This is a genomic window from Nocardia sp. NPDC056564 (assembly GCF_042793755.1).
GTDB lineage: Bacteria > Actinomycetota > Actinomycetes > Mycobacteriales > Mycobacteriaceae > Nocardia.
Map to the genome: position 1 here is coordinate 557,108 of NZ_JBHTUR010000001.1, position 18,919 is coordinate 576,026.

The 18,919-nt window shown below is 62.8% G+C and carries 6 protein-coding genes; 1 reads left to right on the plus strand and 5 read right to left on the minus strand.

The window, feature by feature from the left end:
• Window positions 1–238: 238 nt before the first annotated feature.
• From ACFQ9K_RS02510 to ACFQ9K_RS02525, 4 genes are all read right to left on the minus strand, one after another.
• Window positions 239–11,179, minus strand: a complete 10,941-nt coding sequence (locus ACFQ9K_RS02510) for a hypothetical protein (protein WP_378713423.1) — start codon at window positions 11,177–11,179, stop codon at window positions 239–241.
• Window positions 11,176–12,018 carry a hypothetical protein gene (locus ACFQ9K_RS02515; protein ID WP_378713425.1) on the minus strand — a complete coding sequence of 281 codons (843 nt, stop codon included), beginning with the start codon at window positions 12,016–12,018 and terminating at the stop codon, window positions 11,176–11,178. The genes ACFQ9K_RS02510 and ACFQ9K_RS02515 overlap by 4 nt, the downstream gene beginning before the upstream one ends.
• A gap of 156 nt (window positions 12,019–12,174) precedes the next feature.
• The gene (locus ACFQ9K_RS02520; protein ID WP_378713426.1) at window positions 12,175–13,791 is read right to left on the minus strand and encodes a hypothetical protein; all 1,617 of its coding nucleotides are present in this window, start codon (window positions 13,789–13,791) and stop codon (window positions 12,175–12,177) included.
• Window position 13,792: 1 nt separating this feature from the next.
• Window positions 13,793–14,071, minus strand: a complete 279-nt coding sequence (locus ACFQ9K_RS02525; RefSeq protein ID WP_378982713.1) for a hypothetical protein — start codon at window positions 14,069–14,071, stop codon at window positions 13,793–13,795.
• 1,273 nt (window positions 14,072–15,344) lie between these two features.
• On the opposite strand from ACFQ9K_RS02525, the gene ACFQ9K_RS02530 reads away from it, so the two are divergent.
• Window positions 15,345–17,936, plus strand: coding sequence for a prolyl oligopeptidase family serine peptidase (locus tag ACFQ9K_RS02530; protein ID WP_378713430.1), 2,592 nt, complete (start codon window positions 15,345–15,347; stop codon window positions 17,934–17,936).
• A 35-nt stretch (window positions 17,937–17,971) separates the two neighbouring features.
• Here ACFQ9K_RS02530 and ACFQ9K_RS02535 read toward each other — a convergent pair whose 3' ends face one another.
• Window positions 17,972–18,856, minus strand: a complete 885-nt coding sequence (locus ACFQ9K_RS02535; RefSeq protein ID WP_378713432.1) for a helix-turn-helix domain-containing protein — start codon at window positions 18,854–18,856, stop codon at window positions 17,972–17,974.
• Window positions 18,857–18,919: the final 63 nt, after the last annotated feature.

Sequence of the window (18,919 nt, forward strand, 5' to 3'; positions counted from 1 at the left end):
TCGCTGCCTACCGAGAACAACGGCTGTTCGTGGAGTGCGTGGTCCGCTCCATAAACGGGGCCAGTAGATCGGATGGGATTTGCGCACTTGGCTTGTCGGGCGTTATCAGTCGGCCGGGAGTTTCGCGTGGAGACTGGTCTGCCTACGGTTCCGGCAATTCGGGCCCGTGCGACTGTTACATCGAAGATGGGGAGTTCTGCGACGGCGGTACGCGATCGCGTACCGCCGTCGTTACCGTCTAGGCGTGGCGCGAAGACCATGGTGTGGAAGTGGCAGAGCCCGGGGGAATGTTTTGCGATGCTGGTGGACCCTGTTGCCAAGGAGTCCGGTGTGATTCGGGGGCGCTCACCTCGACGACTCGATGGCCGGCTGGCTGCTCTGACAAAGTGTCGACGACATCCCGGTTGCCGTAACCGGGTATCGCCACACCGTAGTAGCGCATTATGCCGCGGTCGCTGACAGAACGGGTGATGTGCACTGTGGAATGGATGTACAGCTCTTCGGTGTCCGCTCTCCAAATGACCAGCGTCCCCGCTGGCAGGCGGAGGTCTGCGACTCCGCGTCGTGATTTCGACCTTGTCGCGCCGACGGTCACGGGTTGCCGCGTGACGACAGTGTCTTCCCAACTGGAGTCCGCGGGTACATCGCATCTGACCATCACGTCGTGTGGTATCGGCTGGGGCTGCGCGGATGTCTGCGGTAGGTATTTTGCCGCGTATTTCGACAGGTCTGAAACGGACTCCGATAGATCCACGTGTACCGGCATCAGCTCGTTTCGCGCTATCTCCGCGTACTGGGTGGGGCTCCATTGGTCTAGTTCAGGGAGCGGTTGGAACGGTACGAACTCGTAGACATCGGTTTCGAAGAAGATCTGCCGGTGTCGCCCGGTGGCCAACTCGACGGCGCGGTGACCGGGTGGACGAGTGATCGTCAGGGACACCATGCCAGGATCGACGGTGGCGACAGCAGTCATGATCTTCTCGACGAAGCCGTCCGATCGCAGACCGGCTTCGAGGACAGCACGCAGATCCTCGGGAGATGCGGGGTTGAACGGCATTCGTATCGCCGTCTTGGTCGGCAGCGGTGCGTCGGTATATGTGTCGACTGTTTGCTCCAGGAGCCAATCGCCTGCGCGGGTGGTCAATATGACGAGATCGAAATCCTCGGGGCAAGCCACAGTCATCAGTAGCCGCGTTACATGAGAGCGCATGATTAGCTGGGTGAGAATCGGTTCGATTTCATCGGTGCGCTGGGAAGCGGCGTTGCGGACGATACGCTGCGCTGTAAGTCTGGCGATGGCGTCAGTCGGATCGCTGACCAGAGGAATTATCACCTCATGGGCGGCGGGAACCGCTGGCTCCGCGTTGTTTCGTTCCTCGAGTGTGATGATGTCGAACGGGGCGGGTGCCTGCGGAACACCCGAAAATACTGGTGCATCAGCTTGTTGCGGCTCGCCAGCCGCCGCAACGATCTGGGGCAGGTCACCGTTCGGCCGGTTATGAGGAAAAGCCCGGCGTTCGGCGAACTCGGCGGCTTGCGCGTCTCCCCAGGACAACACCCATGCCTGTCCGAGATAATAGGCAACTGGACCCGACAACTGGTCGATTGCCGACTGCTGTACGCCGGCTACGCGCATTCGTTCGTAAACGTCCAAGGGATCTAGCTGCTTGTCGAGTAGCTCGTCGAACAGCGCGCCGCTCGTGTTCAGTTCGGCGCGGGCGTCCAAGGACAATGATTCGAGAGCCGCGTTCAGCAGCGTCTCCACTTCTGCGCGCACGGTGTCCAACTCCACACGTAAGCAGTCCCGACGTGCGTCGAAAGCACGGACGGCGGCGTCCTGATATGCGCGTGCTGCAGAGGCGAGTGCGGCACACGCTGATTCGTCGACACCGACCGCGGTCAACGTTGCCGCGAAAGCAGGCCAGTCGCCGCAGACGGACTCCAGCAATTGGGCGGTCAGCTCGCCGAGTGAGTCGTCTGGCAGACCCGCGCGCGCCAAATCAGTTACTCGCTTTTCTCGCTTGCCCCGCTCATGTTGTACGGGCTCATTGATCATGCGATCTCTTGCGTTATCCGAGACTGTTGTGCACACCTTTTCCACGAGTCCGCTGCGCAATTCGGCAAGTTCAGCGATGTCCGACTCAGACGGATGCGGCACGGTTCGCGTGACATTGACCGCCAAGCCTTCGTCGTTTTCCGAAAACGACGCATCAACTTTATACTCGAAGGTCTCGACGGCGATGACCCGCGGGACACGATGCAGGAAGCCTTCGCGTTCGGCTTTGTTGTATCGAGTGTTTCGGTAGTAGTTACTGCCCGACCAATATCCCTGGCCGTTGTTGATCGTCCAACCGGACACCAGCCCGTTCTCGACGCCGTACAACTCGCAGAGCAACGCACCGTAGTGCTGTCCGACGTAGGGGAATACCGAGTCGATCACATAGAAATCGGAGCCGAACCCGAAGCGTGGTGCGGTGAGCAGCCCGAGCGGGGACAGTACACCGAGCGGAGAAAACTCCGCGGCTTCGCCCGGTATCACTGGACTGCCCATCGCACGGGCGAACAACCCTCGCCCTGAAACGTGGGGAAACGACTGTCGTGCGGCGTTGACGAGCGTCCTGGGCCACTTCAGCCAGTGCCTACGTGTATCGACATTTCGCGGTCCGTGCACGGGACTGGTATCCCGGAGCAACCCGTCTCCGTCGAGATCGGCGAGGACCCAGTTGTATTCCAGCTCAGGCTGGTTGCCGTGGTATACGAGCCGCACAACGCGGCCATCTCGCTGTGTCATGAGCTGCGCTACAGCAGCTGGATAGAGATTCGATCCGGCGCCGAAGTCGATCGCGCTGCTCCACGAGCCAGGCTCGATGCCCAGCTTCTCGAAGATCGCGAACAGCGCACGCAGAATTTCGGCGTCGTCACGTATCACGCGCTCCAGTGCGTACCGGGGCGTCCATCGTCGGTTGCGGCGATCGAAGATGCCCGGGTACTCGTCCTGGTGGTAGTTGCGCAGGACGTACTCGAGTACGTCCCAATAGGCGAAACTGGCGTACTCACGGCTCGGCTTCCATCGACGGAGCTCCGCCAAGCCGATCGGTCGCAGCACGGCTCGAGCGTTCTCGTCGGTCCATATGCCTGGGTTGTGTTCGTGATGTACCAGGGTGTAGCGATGGAGTACGTCGCGCGGATCGGCACAATCGGCCACTGTGGACACCAGATTCCACAGCGATCCGGGGCCGTGAGATTCCTCGGCGGACAGCCGGGTCAGATGCATTACCGCCCCCAGTTCGAGCTGGTGCACTTCCGGGGCAGCCTCTGGATCGAGTAGGCCGTAGTAGTTCGCTTCGTGTGTGGCTTCGAGTAGACGCCACACTGTCGCTTCCGGCGATGTGTCGATCTCTTCGTGTGCGCTCGCTATCCAGATCGCGAACTCGGCGATGCGCTGTGCGGTGATTGCCTGCCCGTTCAGGGCAGTCGGTGAGTCGCGCAGCAGCGCCGAAAGCTGTTGCAGATCGGGCCAGAAGACACGTACCTCATCGATGCTCTGGCCTGATGCCTCGGCAAACTGCTCGAGCAGCACGTACGGATCGTCGGGACTGAGTCGCTGCCGATCCCTCTCTTCACGCACGACCACCATGTCATCGTGTTCCGATATCGCCGCCCGGACGTGCTGCTCGCCGCCGGTGGTCCACACATCCACCCAGATATTCGCCGGCCGATGTTCGGTCAGTAGCGTGGACAGCGACTGTTCCAGCAGCGCGCGTGTGCCCTGACCGCTTGCGAGCGTCGCGATAGCTTTTGCGGCATCGCCGTAACGATCGACATTCAACGCCATCTGAATGGCCAGACGCGGAGCCGCGTCGTCGGGTTCGGGACCGCGCAGTGGATCCGGTGTGACACGCCAGCGCACTTCGACTTTCGCATTTCCGTTGCCGTCCGCCACGACGAGAATCCGGTCGCCCATGCGGCGTTCCCCCGCCACTGTCCAATCCGACAGGGTATGGCCGGGGTATCCGAGTGCCTGGTGTAGCGCTGACACACAGTCCAGGCACGAGATGAGCGCCGGATCCCGCAGTTCCAGCCCTTGGTGCCGCCGAATGGCCGCATGAAGTTCGTATTGGTCGGCCGGCGACATCCTGACCTGCTCCGACCAGGGTAGATCGGCGTCCGTTGGCATCCCGTGTACCTGGATCCATGCGGCATCGGCCAGATCCGAGAATGCGTCGTTCTGGACCGAATCCGCGACCAGGCACAACGCTCCGACCGGTGTGGTCGCATCTCCGGCCCACCGCGCGGCGTCGACGAGCAGCTCGACTGCTCGGCGAAACTGGAGGTGTAGCGGAAGATTCTCAGCCATCACATGACCGGTGAGCATTCCCCGTTGTGCGCGTTCATCGTTGGCGACGGCGAAGACAGCGGCGCCGACCCGAGGATCGAACGAGACCAGCCACGCGTGCCAGCCGTTGCCGACCGTGGCGACCCGGGTCTGCAACGCACGTACTGCGGCGAGTGTCTCGGCTGCCCGCCGCGAGCGTTCACCGAGATCGGTGAGTTCGCGGCGCGCAGCGTCCGCTTGACTCTCGATAGCAAGGTCGTGCACCGAGCCCTGCCACACCGCGTGGCGTTCGCGCACCAGCAGCTGCATCGCGGCGGCGTGCCGGACCGGCCATGGCGCGGCAGTAGCAAGCAACTGCCGGGGTCGAGCGCGGACCAATGCGTCGAATTGGTTTTCGGTCAAGGAAATCCATGGCGCACCCGCAGCAAGGAGCGTTGCCGCCTCCGCAGCTCGATGTTTTTCCGCGGCGGTGGCGGGTCGTGGATCAGGCAGGGTCGAGATAGGGTGGTCGGGCCACGGCGGTCGATCGGGCGTTGGCCTCTTTCGCTGGCCGCGGCCGCCCGCAGGGGCGGGTCGCGCCGGCTTCTGCGCATGTCCGCGTAGCCATCTCATGAAGGCACGATGGTCGGCCGGATCGATAGACGCGCCATCCATCACCGCGGCCTTGGCGATCTCGGCCGAGATGGCATTGCCAAGGGCATCGCCGAGGCGCCAGTCGCCGATATCCAGGTTCAGTGCCTGGCTGATCTCGTCGTCATCGAGCCACAGCTTCAGTCGAAGCAGTCGGGCTTGTTCGCCATTGAGCTGGGCAGCGACGTGATATCGAAGGGCAGTAGCCGTATACGGGCCGATTTCACTGGGTAAAGCCAGCGGCGGCGCACATTCCGAAAGACAGATCTCGGCCAGAGTGGTCAGCGCGGGAGGCGATGAGGGGTGGGCGATGTGCGCACCTGCAGATGGCAGTAGCTCGGGCAGCGGTACTCGACCTGTTCGGATGTCAGCTATGGCGGCCCGATGTGTTTCCGGCATAAACATAAGCGCACGTTCGACGAGTTCTGGAGCACTGGTCAGCGCCGCCTGGACCAGTCCGGGTGCGACCGCGTTCATGGCCCGGTCGTGAAGCCGTTGCCGCTCTGAGGGTTCTGTCGGCTGCCCGATCAGTTCGAATGCCTCCAATATGGCCGTACCGGCAGTGCGCAGTTGGAGGTACTCTCTGGCCGCCGGGTCGAGCTTCGTGAACGCATCGAAGAGTGCTGGCCTCGCCCAGCCTGCTTGTCGGTCTGCTGCCTGACGAGTGACATCCAGGTCCTTTCGCTCGGCGGGCTGTCGCGAGCCGAGCACTCTGGCACCACGGTGCCGGAGCGCGCCCGATATGGCGGCGTAGTCATTCGGGTCGGCCACTCCGGAGAACCGCAACAGTGTGTCGTTCGCTTGCTCTCGGGCGGGCTCGGCGCGGCGCCTGGCGCGAATCTGCCCGACCTCCCTTTCGGCACCCACCGCGGCGCATACGGCAAGAGCGGTGTCGTGCACCACGGCGGCGTCGAAACCGAGGGCGGCCAGGGTAGCGGTGGTCTCGCCGCGCGCAAGTAGGTCTGCGACCTGCCGACGACCAGCCCGCATACCTGATACGGCCAGCGCTAGACCGTGCGCTGTCTCTTCCTCCACTATCAGTGCCAGAGGCCAGATCTCGTCCGGACGCAGTACTCGGGTTAGGGCAGAGCGTAATCGGTCCGCCCAGGCGGTCGGTTCTTCGGCGACGGTGGCGGCCACTTGGGACAGCCATATATCTGGATGAATACGTGGGTCGCGTAGTGGGTTGCGCTGCTGCGCGAGATCCTGCACAGTGTCGAGCAAGTTGCCGATCAGACCGGGATCGTCGAAGCGCGAAGCTAATTCGGCTCGTGCGGCGTCCGAGTGTGCCTCCCATAGAGCGCCGAACGGGCGAGCATCCGGCGAACCTGTGATGAGCACGCCATCACGAGGGCGGTCGATGCCTGCCTCGCCAACGTTTTCGGGTTCGAATGAATGGACCGGGCGAAGTTGCGTGCCGGTGATCGGTGATATCAGCTCCGGTGTGGGGGATGCCTCCCGGCTTGCATCGGCGCTCGCCTCCGGATCCGGGGCGAGCAGGCTTGCGTAAGTGGCGACCACACTGGTCGAGGGGCGGCGACCACGCTCGTAGCGGAAATCGTTGCCCGCCATCGGGTCTCGCACCCAAATCACGCCACGATCGTTATACAAGACCTTTGTGTGCGCGCCGACTACCGAAGCGTCCTCCACGGAGCTCGATCCGGTGGTGTGCTCCTCGACTACGACGGCTTCCGCTCCGTGGCCGACGCTTAGAAGTTCTTCGGCGACCTGGTCGAGCGGCGGCGCGCCGTTCAGACCTTCCGGACAGCTGCGGAAGGCGATGCCCAAGTCGCCCGCGAACTGCAGGCCTTGGATCCCGGCCAGCGGTACCTGCTGTTCAGGCATGCCGTAACGCCGGTAGACGTGGGTGACGCAAACACCTGTCGCAGCAGGTGCTTCCGTCTGCACTCGATCGTCGGCTACCGACTCCGCGAGCTGGTCCCCTCCGGTCGGCATGGCCTCGTCGATGACGGCGGCGCTAAGTCGAGTTACCTCAGCGGATCCTGTCGCGCCTCCGCCACCTTCATATGTCGGCCCTGTCGGGAGCGCAATTCTGTCCGGAGTTGCATCGGTATCGCCGCGCGGTCTATTTCGATCCGTGCGGGCAGCTGGACTGTAGAGGGGCGATGGCGTCGGTCGACCTCCGTGCCGGTTGCCCTTAGCGCCGGGCTGCGGCCTGTTCGCCTGTGCCAGAACCCCTATCGCGTCGGATCCCTCGCCGAATACCGAGTCGGTCCACAATTCGCTTGGTTGCAGCGCTGCTATCAGTGACTTTTGGGTTTGGTCCTGCTGTGCCTGCTCGAGCAGTCGTAAGGCGTTTTCTGGCGGTTGCTTGAGCAGCGTTGCCAAATCTGCAGTGGCTGAACGGTTTCCATTGACGTCAGCGGAAGTTGTGTCGTGCTGAGCGCTTGTTTCCGTCTCGTTGGTGTGTGTCGGGTCGTGGGCGGGAACCTCTGCCTGCGCACGGTCCAAATCTGCTTGTGCCCGGTCGAGTTCGCCCCGCGACCCCAGCGCATTCCGCGCATGCTCGAACCCGTCCTGCGTCGCTTGACTCGGCTGTGCTCGGAGCGCATCCATCGCTTGCGTGTGCGCTCGTTCGGCGCTGCGGAGCACTTCTTCGGCCCGAATCCGCGCCGCGATCAGTTGTTCGATGCCAGCGGCACTTGATGATTCGTGATGGGTAGCCGAGTTGTCCGCGGCTATTTGCGCGCGCGAGGCCGCAGGGTCGGCGGCGCCCCTCGGCTGATGCTGATCGGGCATGGAAGTGGCTGCGGGCGCGGGTTCGGCAACCTCCGAGGCGACCGACGACAGCGCATGGAGGTCGCCCTGTGGACCGAGTCGGTGGAGTAGTGTATCTGCGTTGGATTGCAAGAACTCCAGCATCATGCGCTGCATCGCTTCCCGCTGTAGCACGGGGGTGATACCGCGTACGGCGGCTTGCGCGTGCGTCATTTCGGCACGGGCACGGTCGAGCGCTGCGAGATTGCCGGGTGTGGGCTCGGCCGCGTACGCGAGAATGGCAGCGTCGTGCGCTTGTTCTGCGCTGTGATACCGGACAACGATCTCCCGTACATTCGGATCGTCCGGCCGGTCGTAGGCGTGGTCGTCGAGCGCAGTGTAGACGATGTAGCGACCTTGGTCGCCGTTGCGAGCGACCCGGTTGATCATCTGGATGTCGATGTCCAGCGACAGCGCCGACCGGCCGTACAGATGCAGCACGATTCCGCCGGTGTGCTGCCAATCGTCGAACAGTTTGTAATCGATGCCGCGCCCGCCGGCCAGATTGATGACCAGAATCTTATTGGTATGACCGAAATTGTTGACCAGTTCGGCGAGTTTTGCCTGCCAATGCTCGCCTTGCGCGAGTACCCATGCGGCATCGACGGATTCGACCTCGAGCCCCCACGCTCGGGCCGCCTTGGCGATTGTGCCGACATCGTCGTTGTTGTGCACGGCGACGATTTGGGGCGCACCGTCGTCGAACGTGATCTCGTTGACGTTCGCGATGAGCGCCGCCAGCTTCTGCCGCTGATCCTTATGGACCAGGTCGCCGGTGGTGTCGCCGATGTCCACCGGCCGGCCGTCCAAGTCCTGCGCGGCGTCGATGTTCAGCCAGCCGGTTCCGTTGAAATCGCCCAGCTTACGGAGCTGGTGTTCCTGGTATCGCTCCACGTCCACCGCTTTGCCGGTGCCGAACACCTTCGACAACGCATCCGCGGTGTTCAGCGCGGTGCCCGACATCCCGGTCAGCGCGCCGGGCACGACGTGCCGGTGCAGGACCTCCACCAGCGTGATCTGGTCCCTGGTCGCCGGGTTGCCGTGGATGGCCATGCCGCTTCCGACTGCGGCGGGACCGAGATCTTTGATTCGCGCCGCCTCCAGCATCGGGGCGATATCGTGCCAGCGGCTCTCGGTGGAGGTACGTGGATCTCGCATCGGCAGGCCGGTGAGTGGGTCGAGAATGATCGGACGGGTGCCCTTCGCATCGGTGAACCATTCGAAGTGGCGCTTCTCGACGAAGTCGTTCAACCGGACCGCGCCCGCGGCGTTGATCAGTGTGATCTCGTCGTCGGACAACACGTTGCCCCACCCGGCCCGCGCCTTCTCCAGCCCTTGCGCGGTCAGCCTCGCCGGAGCACGCGGACGAGTAGGGTCGCGCCCGAAGTCGGCCGGCGTCAGTCCACCGTCTCGGGCCAGCTGATCGTCAACAAAGTCCATCGCCCGCTGCACGGCTTGCCGGTATTCCGGTGACGCGACTTCGACCGCGCCCTCGCTGATGACGTAGGCGAGGCGTGAGTAGGCGAGGGTGTCGATTTCGTCTACGACACAGCCGCAAAACCGGATGCCGTCCATATTGTGGCGTAGCTCAGCGAAACCGAGCGTATCCTTGGTCGACACATAGCACGTCGGTATGCCGGCGATCGGTTCAGGCACGCGTTGGTCCGGATCTATTTGCACGAAACGCACGCCGTGATCACCGAACAGTCCTGCGCCTTCCGTCATCGCCTCGTACACCAGCGGATCCGAGCTGGTGAGAAGGAGCGCGGAGCCACCTCGATGGATCGAAGCCCATACGTTGTGCAGCATCGCGGTGTAGGTCTTGCCTTCGCCGGGTGCGATCTGGGCTATCCACCCTTCGCGCATCGCGAATATGCCCATGAGCTGGGTGTGCCGCAGCAGCTTGCCGTCCGGTGCCGCTGCTGAAATAGTCCCGCGACGCATGATCTCCATCGCCGAGAGGAGCGACGTGTGCTCGTCGCGGAAATGGAGACCGAAGTCCAATAACTCCTTCGGTAATTCACTCAGGCGCAGGTTCGGCGGCATGGTCTCGGCACACCACGCGTGATAGTCGCCGAGGATGCCGCGTGCGTGATCGGAAAGTTGCTGGTACTCAGCGGAATCAGGTCCGACGACGTTTGTCAGGTCACCACCTTGAAATTCGCTCGGCGAGACATCATCGCCCGGCGGCGTCCCATCGTGACTCCGCGCAAGGGATTCGGGATCTGGGGACACGTCGTGAGTTCGTGGATCTTCGGACAGCGCGTTCTCGACCGTGCTGTGCGCAGGATTGCTGCTATCACGCGGTGACAGCGTGGCATCGCCGGTGAACCGGTCATGGTTCGCGGCCTGTCGAGCATCGGTGATCGCCGCCCACTTCGCGTTCAGCGCAGTGTATTTCGCGATGGCTCGGCCTCGTTCGGGACCGAACGTCTCCGTCGGCAAGAACACCTTCGTGCCGTCCTCGAGTGTCACATCGTGTGCCTCGACGGCCGGTTTACCGGCGACCTCTGCCCCGGCCGACTTCGCGCGACCAGCGTGCGCGGCACCTCCGAGCAGCGCCCCGGTGAGACCGCCGCCCGCGGCGCTGATAATGGTCGTCAGGCTGAGATCACGCTGCGACAACAAATCTGCCGCCAGTGTGCCTCCCGCACCTCCGGTCAGTCCGGCCGCGCCGGCCAGCAGCAGCGTTTCGCCGAACCGCGTGGCCCGTTGCTTCCACGGTGTGTTCAGTTTCGACACGATGTTCTGGTCGAAGGCAGTCAATCGGGGCGCCAACCGGCCGACCACCTTGTGGCCGATCGCGGCGCCTACCGCGCCTGCCGCCAGCGAGGTCGCGAGCTCACCGAAGTCGAGCTCGGTGCGTTTATCAGTGGCGATCAACGCAAGTTGCCCGGCCAGCGTGGGCAGCGTGCCTTGAACCGAACCGTGCGCCACGATCATCGATAAGCCGCGGCTGCGGAACCGCTCGACCAACCAGGCCACCGCCTGCTGCACCGTTGCCCTGGTCCGCTCGATCCGTGCCGCCTCCGTCGCAAGCGTCGCCGGCCCCCCGACGCCGGTCAGCGCCATCAGCGTCTGCAGTGCCAGCTGCGAGAGGGCGGTGATGACAACGACTTTGGTGAACAAGGTGTCGGCGCCTGCCTGTGCCGAGTCCTCGGCGAGGGCTTTGACGCCGACGAGCAACTCACTCCAAGCCGGATCCAGCTTTTTGCCGAACTCGGTTGCACCCCCGATGGTTTCGCCTGTGCCGACTCGCGCCAAACCACGTTGCAGCGCTTGATATCTGGCGAGTGCGTCGTGCAGGAACAGATTGCTCTCGGCGAGCGTGCCGGCGATCGCCTGCAGCTTGTCTTCGTCGCCGACTGGGAACTTCTGCCCCGCGGCAGCCCACACCAGCGGGCCTGGGAGGTCTATCGGCAGCTGCAGCGTCACAGGCGTGACTCCGGATCGGCTGTGCCGTTTACACCCAGCGGTGCGACATCGACGGGAGGCCGCACGGCGACGACGCGATAGCCGACGGACGCGCAGAGCGCGGCCACCGCATCGATCTGCGCAGGTTCGGTAGCGGCAGTCTGTATCACGGTATCCAGGCGGCGGTCAGCGACGTATCGCAGCGCCATGATCGTCCACACCGCCACGTCATCCCAGAGCGATTCGTCCATGCCTGCGACGGAATGCGGATGATATGCCGCCAGAAGATCGAAATCAATTGCTGTGCCACCGATTACGTCTGCCACATGTAAAGCGTGCAGCGGCGGATTGCCGCGGTAGAGCAGTACCGCCCTCGGTTCGTCGGACGCTCCGGCATCGGTTAGAACGTCGGTGACGATGTCGAAATCGAACAGTGCGGCCAGCGCATCCTGGTCGAGGCGGGCGAACACCTCATCTACGAGTGGCAGCGGTGCGATGTCGAGCGCCGGCAAGTCCAGAGCCTCGGCGAGGCTGACCTGATCTACGGAAGCCAGTCGGCGTAGACGTCGCAGCCATCGGCGTCGCCGCGCCCTGTGCTGCTCGGTATTCGTCGAGCCTGTCCGCGCCGCGTGCCACTCCAGGAACGAACATCGCGCCATCTGGCCGAGGACGGCTCGCATTGCATCGGCCTTGGTCGCGCGCGCCGGCGAACAAGTCTTGCTTTCCGCGGTGAATATCCGGTGTAGCACAGATATTCGCTGGTGGACACCGGCCGGATCAGCACTGAGTTCAACGCGGTCGAAGGCCAGCTCGATCAGGGCCTGTGCGATGTCTGGGCCGAAGACGTCGTTGATCGCCATGTCCCGACCGGCGAGGGCGCATGCCACCGCAGCGTCTAGCGCCTTGGTCAGGTCGTGCTCCGACGGCCTGCCGACGCTCACCGGACTCCGATTCGGTTTGCCGTGTCGGTCGGCGTTTTCTGTCCGAAGACGACCATGAACACTTACCTACCGCCGCTACGACGTCACAGCGAAGGCGGCCGCTGTCGCGGTCAGCAATCGGTGCAGCACTCGGGCCGGTGCGCAGGCCTCTGGTCCGCGCAGTTGCACCTCCGTGAATGCCTCGGCGAGCGCCGCGCCGGGAAGCAGACGAGGTCCATAAAAACTATGCGGGCTGAGATCTGCCCGCCAGACCCGGTACGAATCGATCACGGTGCGCAGTCGCAACGGCGGCGGCAGAGAGCGCACATGTTCATCGATCAACGCGTGCTGCACTTCCCGTCGGGCGCGAAAGTGACCGGCGACGTCGAGCGCACAACCCAGTTCGCGCACCACCGTGGAATAGACCGGTCGCTCTGCCCATTCGGCGACCAGCTCACCCGCGGCGACCTCACTCGCGACTCGCTCTGCGAGCAGCGTCGGATCGCGGGCGACATTGGTGGCCAGCACGATCCGCGCCGTGTACGGGGCGGGGCCGTTCGGACCTGAACGCCAGTTCCACACCGCGGTGGACATCTGGCCGTCCGGTAGTTCGGCAATCGCCGCTTCGCGTAGATCGATGGCAGGGTACGCGGGCAGGATGTCGTCCAGCGCCGCGGCGAACTCGGCGCATACGGTCTCATTCATTGCATTGTCGTCAAGTCCGGATACGGAGATCGAGTGTCGTTCTCGCAGCAATCGCGCGATTTCGCGGGGGCGGCGTTCAGGCCGTAGCCCACGGGCTTCGGGTTTGGGCGGCTTGGCAGTGGGGTTGTCGGTCTTTACTCGGTTGCGTTTGGGGCTCTGTGGGGACTGCGGCGACGAATTGTCCGCTCCCGGTTGTGTCGAGGCCGGTCCGGGTGGACCGACAGGCGGTTTCGCTCCAGAAATCGGCGAAACCGTGACCTGTCCGGAATTCGCAGGTGTCGGGCCTGTCCTGGGATGAACCGAGTCGGTCGGTGCGGCGACCCGAGGGGCATAGGTGGCCCGCGTCGACGTATCACGTGGCAGTTGTCGTTCCGCCGGTGCACCGATCTGATGTTGCCGCGCTTGCGCCGGATTCGACGGTCCCCCGTTTGGATTCTGATCCGGCGAACTCGGGTTCTGTTGTGCTGACTGTGTCTGTGGTAACTCCAATGGGTGGCCGGGTATCGGCGATCGGGTTTCGGACATCTGTGGCCGTGGACTCTGCGCTACCGGCCACGGGGACCTCGGTATGGAACCATTAAGACGTACGCCGGTCGGCTGCGAATCGGCGGGGGAGCTCACCGGTGGAATCGAGCCGGGTGAAGCTGCGGCTGACGCAGCAACGGCTTGCGACGAGTCCGGATCCGCCTGGCCGACCGTCGACGCCACGGCAGCGTCGGCAACCTGCAGATTCTTGATCATCGCAGCCAGATTCGCGCCCTGTGCGTGGACATTCGATCGTACGGTGGTCAGTCCGTCGAGCACCTCGCGCAGCGCGGGTACGAACTGTGCGGCGAACTCGCGCCCCGGTTCGTCATCGCCCCATGGCTCGCCGTGCGCGGCGAGACGGAACGTCAGATTCTGTATCGTCTCGTGCATCTCGTCGGCCAGCACAACGTATTGCCTGGCGAGCCGTGTGAGGGTGTCCACGTCGACCTCGAGCCGTGTCGACGCCTGCCGTCCCGTCATGTCATCGCGCGCGTTGGCGGTAACGCTGTTCGAAACCGGCGACATACTCGAGTGGGGCTGTCGCCGATGTAGCGTGTTCGATCACTCCGTCGTCGCCGACGTAGAAAATTGCGCGGTCGATCGCGATTTGCCCACGCTGAACTGGCACGAACACTATCCATCCGACGGAGAATCGTTCCGCGACAAGCTGGTCCAACGGGTACCCGGTGGTATCCAGGCGTTCGGCGGTGATGTGTTCGCGTACCAATGCGATTGCCCGGATTTCAGGCAGCTCCTGCACCACACCTCCCGACGGCTACGTTGATCTGCTCGGCATCCGCCGTATCAGCGGGAGTGCGGTAATACAGCGTCGTTGCGCCCGTATCCGTACTCGCGTTGTCCAAGGATGCCCAGGTCCGCAGCCTCAGTCAACGTCCCGTTCCCAGCGCTGGGGTTTTCGGACCGGGTGCTGGTGAGCATGGTCATACGTCCCACCACCAGTCGATGCACCGTATGCCGGGTGCGTCCGCGGAATCGTCGGCTCGTCGATACTGAGCATGCGTGAGCTGGTCTGCGAACCGCATCGAGATATCCGCGATCCCCGCGGTCAGCGGGCGTCATCGAGCAGTCGAGAATCCGGCGTTTTCACGCCTGTTCTTCCTTCGCGGCGACGTGCGGGTCCTCGAATTCGATGAATTCCGGCCCGTTTCCCAGCGGTGGGATCACTACCGACCGGTAGCCCTTTGTGGCCGGGATTAGGTTGGCTCGGGCGTTGTTCACGCTATTCGGTAGAGGGATTCGCGGTGCTGGTGCGTGAGTTGGTGCGGCCGCTCCAGCGAGTGACAGCCGGTTTGAGTGCCGCAGTGTCGAATCGCTACGTCGTCGACGCGGCCGGATTTCGATTGGCGGCAGCTGTCACACAGGGGAGCGATGTACAGGCGTCTCTGTTGGCGCAGATGGCAGACCGTTCGGCGATGCGACAGCTGCATCACCTCGCTGATGAGCCGCGTTCGGTGGTCGAGTTCCGCCATTCGGGTTCCGGAAATGCGACTACAAAGGTTGCTGAAGCTCGCGAAGCCGCATGCGAACCGCGGGTGCGGAACGACAGCGTAAGAACGCCGAGCAACGTTCTCGCGGGCCCGGTTGAGGCACGACTGAATGGCTGGGGCGGTTCGGTTCTGCTCGGTGCGGCATCCATATGGTCTGGACAAAACGCCCCTCGGAATATCGACGCGGCTAGGTCGGCCCCCGATATTTCTGGCGCGGTTCTCTCGGGCTACAGGGCGCCGTGGTGGACTCCGGTGGGGACAGCAAATCGGGATGTGTTGGCGCTGGATCGGAAGGCCGGGGCGGGGAGTGCGGGTACTACGCCATGGTCGCCTGTCGAGCCGACGCAGTCGGACGCTCCCGGGGCTCCGGCTGATCCGACATTTTTCGACCCCCGGGAGAAACATCCTGGACGGATACCAGATCCCAGCGAGATCCCGGATCCAACGGAAATATCCCACGATCCAGTGCCGTTCCCGACTCCGGCGCAGTCGGGCGGGCCGGGTCGCGCACAGAGGTTCGAGAGCGTGCCGAATTTGTTCGAGTTCGAGATGTCGGAGACCGGCGACGATGAGCATCCGAAGGGAGAGACCGATGGGCCGCCGGGCGCGTCGCAGGCACCGTCCGCCGCCGAGGCGCAGCCCGAGAACATCGACACGGTGACAGGTCCGCATCTGCAGTCTGAGCAGGGCCGCCAGTTATTGCTACAGGAAATTCAAAAAGAGCAGAAGCGTCTTACTCAGATGGACTCCGCCTTCTTTCGGTCGCTCCATCACGTATCTGTGCCGCGCAGCGTGTTCGAGAATGAGGATGGCACTTTGAAGCGTCTCGAGGAGATGCTCGATGCCGCGCCAACGGCGTTTCGGTCACTGTGGAACGCCTTGTATAGGGAGGCGAACCGATCGCTGAGGCGGATCGAATCGCTGGAGTCGGTATTGCGCCGGAATGAGCTTCCGTACGGCAACGCAGATAGTGAGAATCTCGGGCGCCCGGCGGAGTCCGATGTACTAGATGCTGCTGATGACGATCTTCTCGGGCTCGAGCAAAGTGATAGGCCGGAAGTTGTCCAGTTAGTCCTCGCGGAACGGGAGCGGACAGTGGCGTGGCTGGGGCCCGAGGTGCTGGAGCGGTGGCAGCGAATGGTCCGGGACGCCACGGAATCGTTGGACGATATCATTTATCCCGATCAACGCGATGAGTGGATGTATACGTATGTAAGGGACCGTCAGCATCCACATGGTCGTTGGTTGCGTGCGACGGCGGAGAGCCACCGTACCGGCAATCCGGTGTGGTCGGTACTGTTGGATCTGGAGCAGTCGGAGTTCAGCGGATATACGTGGTTGAATGCGGAGCCGGATCCGACGCATACACGTGCTTTGGTCGCACTGTCGCGACTGGGCAACGACTCGCATATCATCCGTGAATATGACCTGACTTCTCGAAGATTTATTTCTTCGGCTGACGGTGGTTTTGATGCGCCGGAGGCGTTGTCGCTTGTTTCCTGGATCGATCGGGACACGATATATATAGCGACCGATTTCGGGCGGGGATCACTCACGGAATCGAACATGCCGCGAATTGTCAAACGTTGGCACCGCGGCACCGAATTATCAGAAGCGACAACTGTGTTCGAGGGCGAGTCGACTGATATCCGAGTTTACGCAGGTTATGGCCGGACCATGAATCGCCGATGGTTCCGCTCGCCTGGAAGTCTCCGACACTACCTCATCCGTCAAACCTCCGAACGTGACTACGATGTTTGGCTGCTAGGCGAAGAAGGATGGCGGCATCTGGATGTTCCTAGTGATTCACTCGTATTCTGGTCGGAGAGCTGGCTTTTGATATTGTTGCGTAGCACCTGGACGACCGGCGGCGGTGTCCATCCTGCGGGGGCGTTGCTCGCGGTCCCGCTGAGCGAATTCTTGGGCGGCGGCGGCGAAATGCAGGTCGTATTCACGCCCGATGACCATAACGTTCTGATTGCCGACTGGAACACCATATTCAGTCCGACGCCTTTTCAGCCACCGGGATGGCTCTCGAATTACTTCGTGATACCAGCACTTCGGGACGCGCAAAACCGGCTCTTGGTCGCTGCGCCCGACTCGAACAACGTGTGGAATTCCTATCTTCTCGAGGACGCGACTCCGCCGAACAGCCGGGTCAGGTTGGTATCGCTCGACCCCGTACACGATCGGCTGCTCGTCGCCACCGATAGCGCTACGTCTCCACCAGCACTGATGCACGTCAGTCTTAGTTCCATCGGAGATTCAGCTCCCGAAGTCGCCATCGAGCTCCTTGCCTCCACCTCCGAACCAGCCGGGGTGCCGCTACCGATCACCGAACAATATTTCGCCACAGCCGAGGACGGCGCACGGGTCCCCTATTTCATCACGCGCCTGCCGGGCGCCACCGGGTCGACCATCGTCTACGCATACGGCAGCCACGGAACCGTTAGCGCGGTTCCGACCTACAACCCCGCGTTGGCACGACGTTGGGTTGCCGATGGAAATATCTGGGTTTCCGCTGGTATCCGAGGCGGTGGCGAGTGCGGAGGCGAGTGGCACCTCCAAGGAAAACTTTGGCAAAAATTGAACTCATTCGAGGATTTCGCAGTTGTGGTTCGTGATCTGCACCAAAGGCGTGTCACCACGCCTGCCGAAACAGGCGCGATCGGTACCAGCTTCGGTGGTCTGGTCGCCGCGGTGATGGCGGTTCGCTACCCCGAACTTTTCGGTGGAATATTCTGCGAGCAACCTCTACTCGATATGATTCGATTCGATCGGCTGCAGCCTCAGGGGCGTACGTGGATCACAGAATACGGTGATCCGGGCGATCCCGTCGATCGCGCATTCCTGACAACGTATTCCCCGCTCGAGCAGATACGTTACGGTACTCGTTATCCCGCTTTGCTTTTTTTCACGCGTACCGCAGACGACCGTGTCACCCCTGGACAAGCCCGGCGTATGCAAGCGAAGCTCCGCCACGCAGGCCACGAGAACACCTACTACTACGAATCAGACGACGGCGCCCACGGCTATGACTCCACCGCCGACTCGACCTCGCTACGTATGGCTCTCATGCTGGCCTTCTTCGACCGCGTTCTCCGAAGAGAGGCATGAGCGGCGAATTAACAACAGCAGTGGCCGTCGCTCGTTCAGCCGCGTTGTTCGGTCCCCAGTACCGCCAGCATCCGAGGAGTCCTTTCATAAGGCGTGGCATTCACCGACAGCCGTGCCATAACGGCCGAATAAGCGTCGATCTCTGCCCGTCTGTCCAGTAGGGCAGAAGCAGTGAGCTGCGTTACCAGCACGATGTCGCTGACTTCTGCTTCGGCGAACCGCAATATCGAGAATGGTCCACTCGTCATGGCGAAGCCGCCGAGCTGCTCCGGCAGAACCTGCAACGTGACTTTCGCCGACTCGCAGACGTCGATCAAATGGTCCAATTGTTCTCGCCATACGTCCGTTCCGCCGATCCGGCAGCGCAAGGCCGTTGCCTCGACGAGAAACCACGTCGTCGGTGGTTCACGACGGCGCATGATGTCTTGGCGCCGTAGGCGCAACGCGACGCGCCGCTCCAGGATTTCGTCCGGGTCATCCGGATGCGTCAATCTGAGTGCGGCTCGCGCGTATCGCTCGGTTTGCAACAATTCCGGCACGTATCGAGGCTCGTAGCTGCGTATCAGCTGAGCTGCCTGCTCCATCCCCAAGTAGGTTCCGAACCATTTTGGTAGCCAGTCGTTCTCGCATTGCCACCAGCCGGCGGCGTTGGCCTCTCGGGCGAGATCGATGAAGGCGTCCATTTCCTCGGGATCGGTGACGTTGTACAACGTGAGCAGATCCGATAGGTCACGTACCCGAAAAGGCACCCGGCCCAGCTCTATTCGGCTGATCTTGGATTCCGACGCTCTGATGGCGTCGCCGGCGTCCTCACGGCTGACTCCGCTCGTCTCGCGAAGTCGGCGTAGCCGGGCCCCCAAGATCATGCGCAGCACCGTCGGCCCGCCACCAGTTGTTCCGATGCTAGGAGCTTCAGTCACCTTCCCCACTTTCGTTCGACTGTGCGACTTCGCGCCATGACCTGTCAGCCCGAATGGTCCTGA

What these genes read in the sequence shown, in the direction of transcription:
- ACFQ9K_RS02515 (WP_378713425.1), bottom strand. Translation starts at nt 12,018, where the DNA reads ATGGCGATCAACGACGTCTTCGGCCCAGACATCGCACAGGCCCTGATC.
- ACFQ9K_RS02520 (WP_378713426.1), bottom strand. Translation starts at nt 13,791, where the DNA reads ATGACGGGACGGCAGGCGTCGACACGGCTCGAGGTCGACGTGGACACC.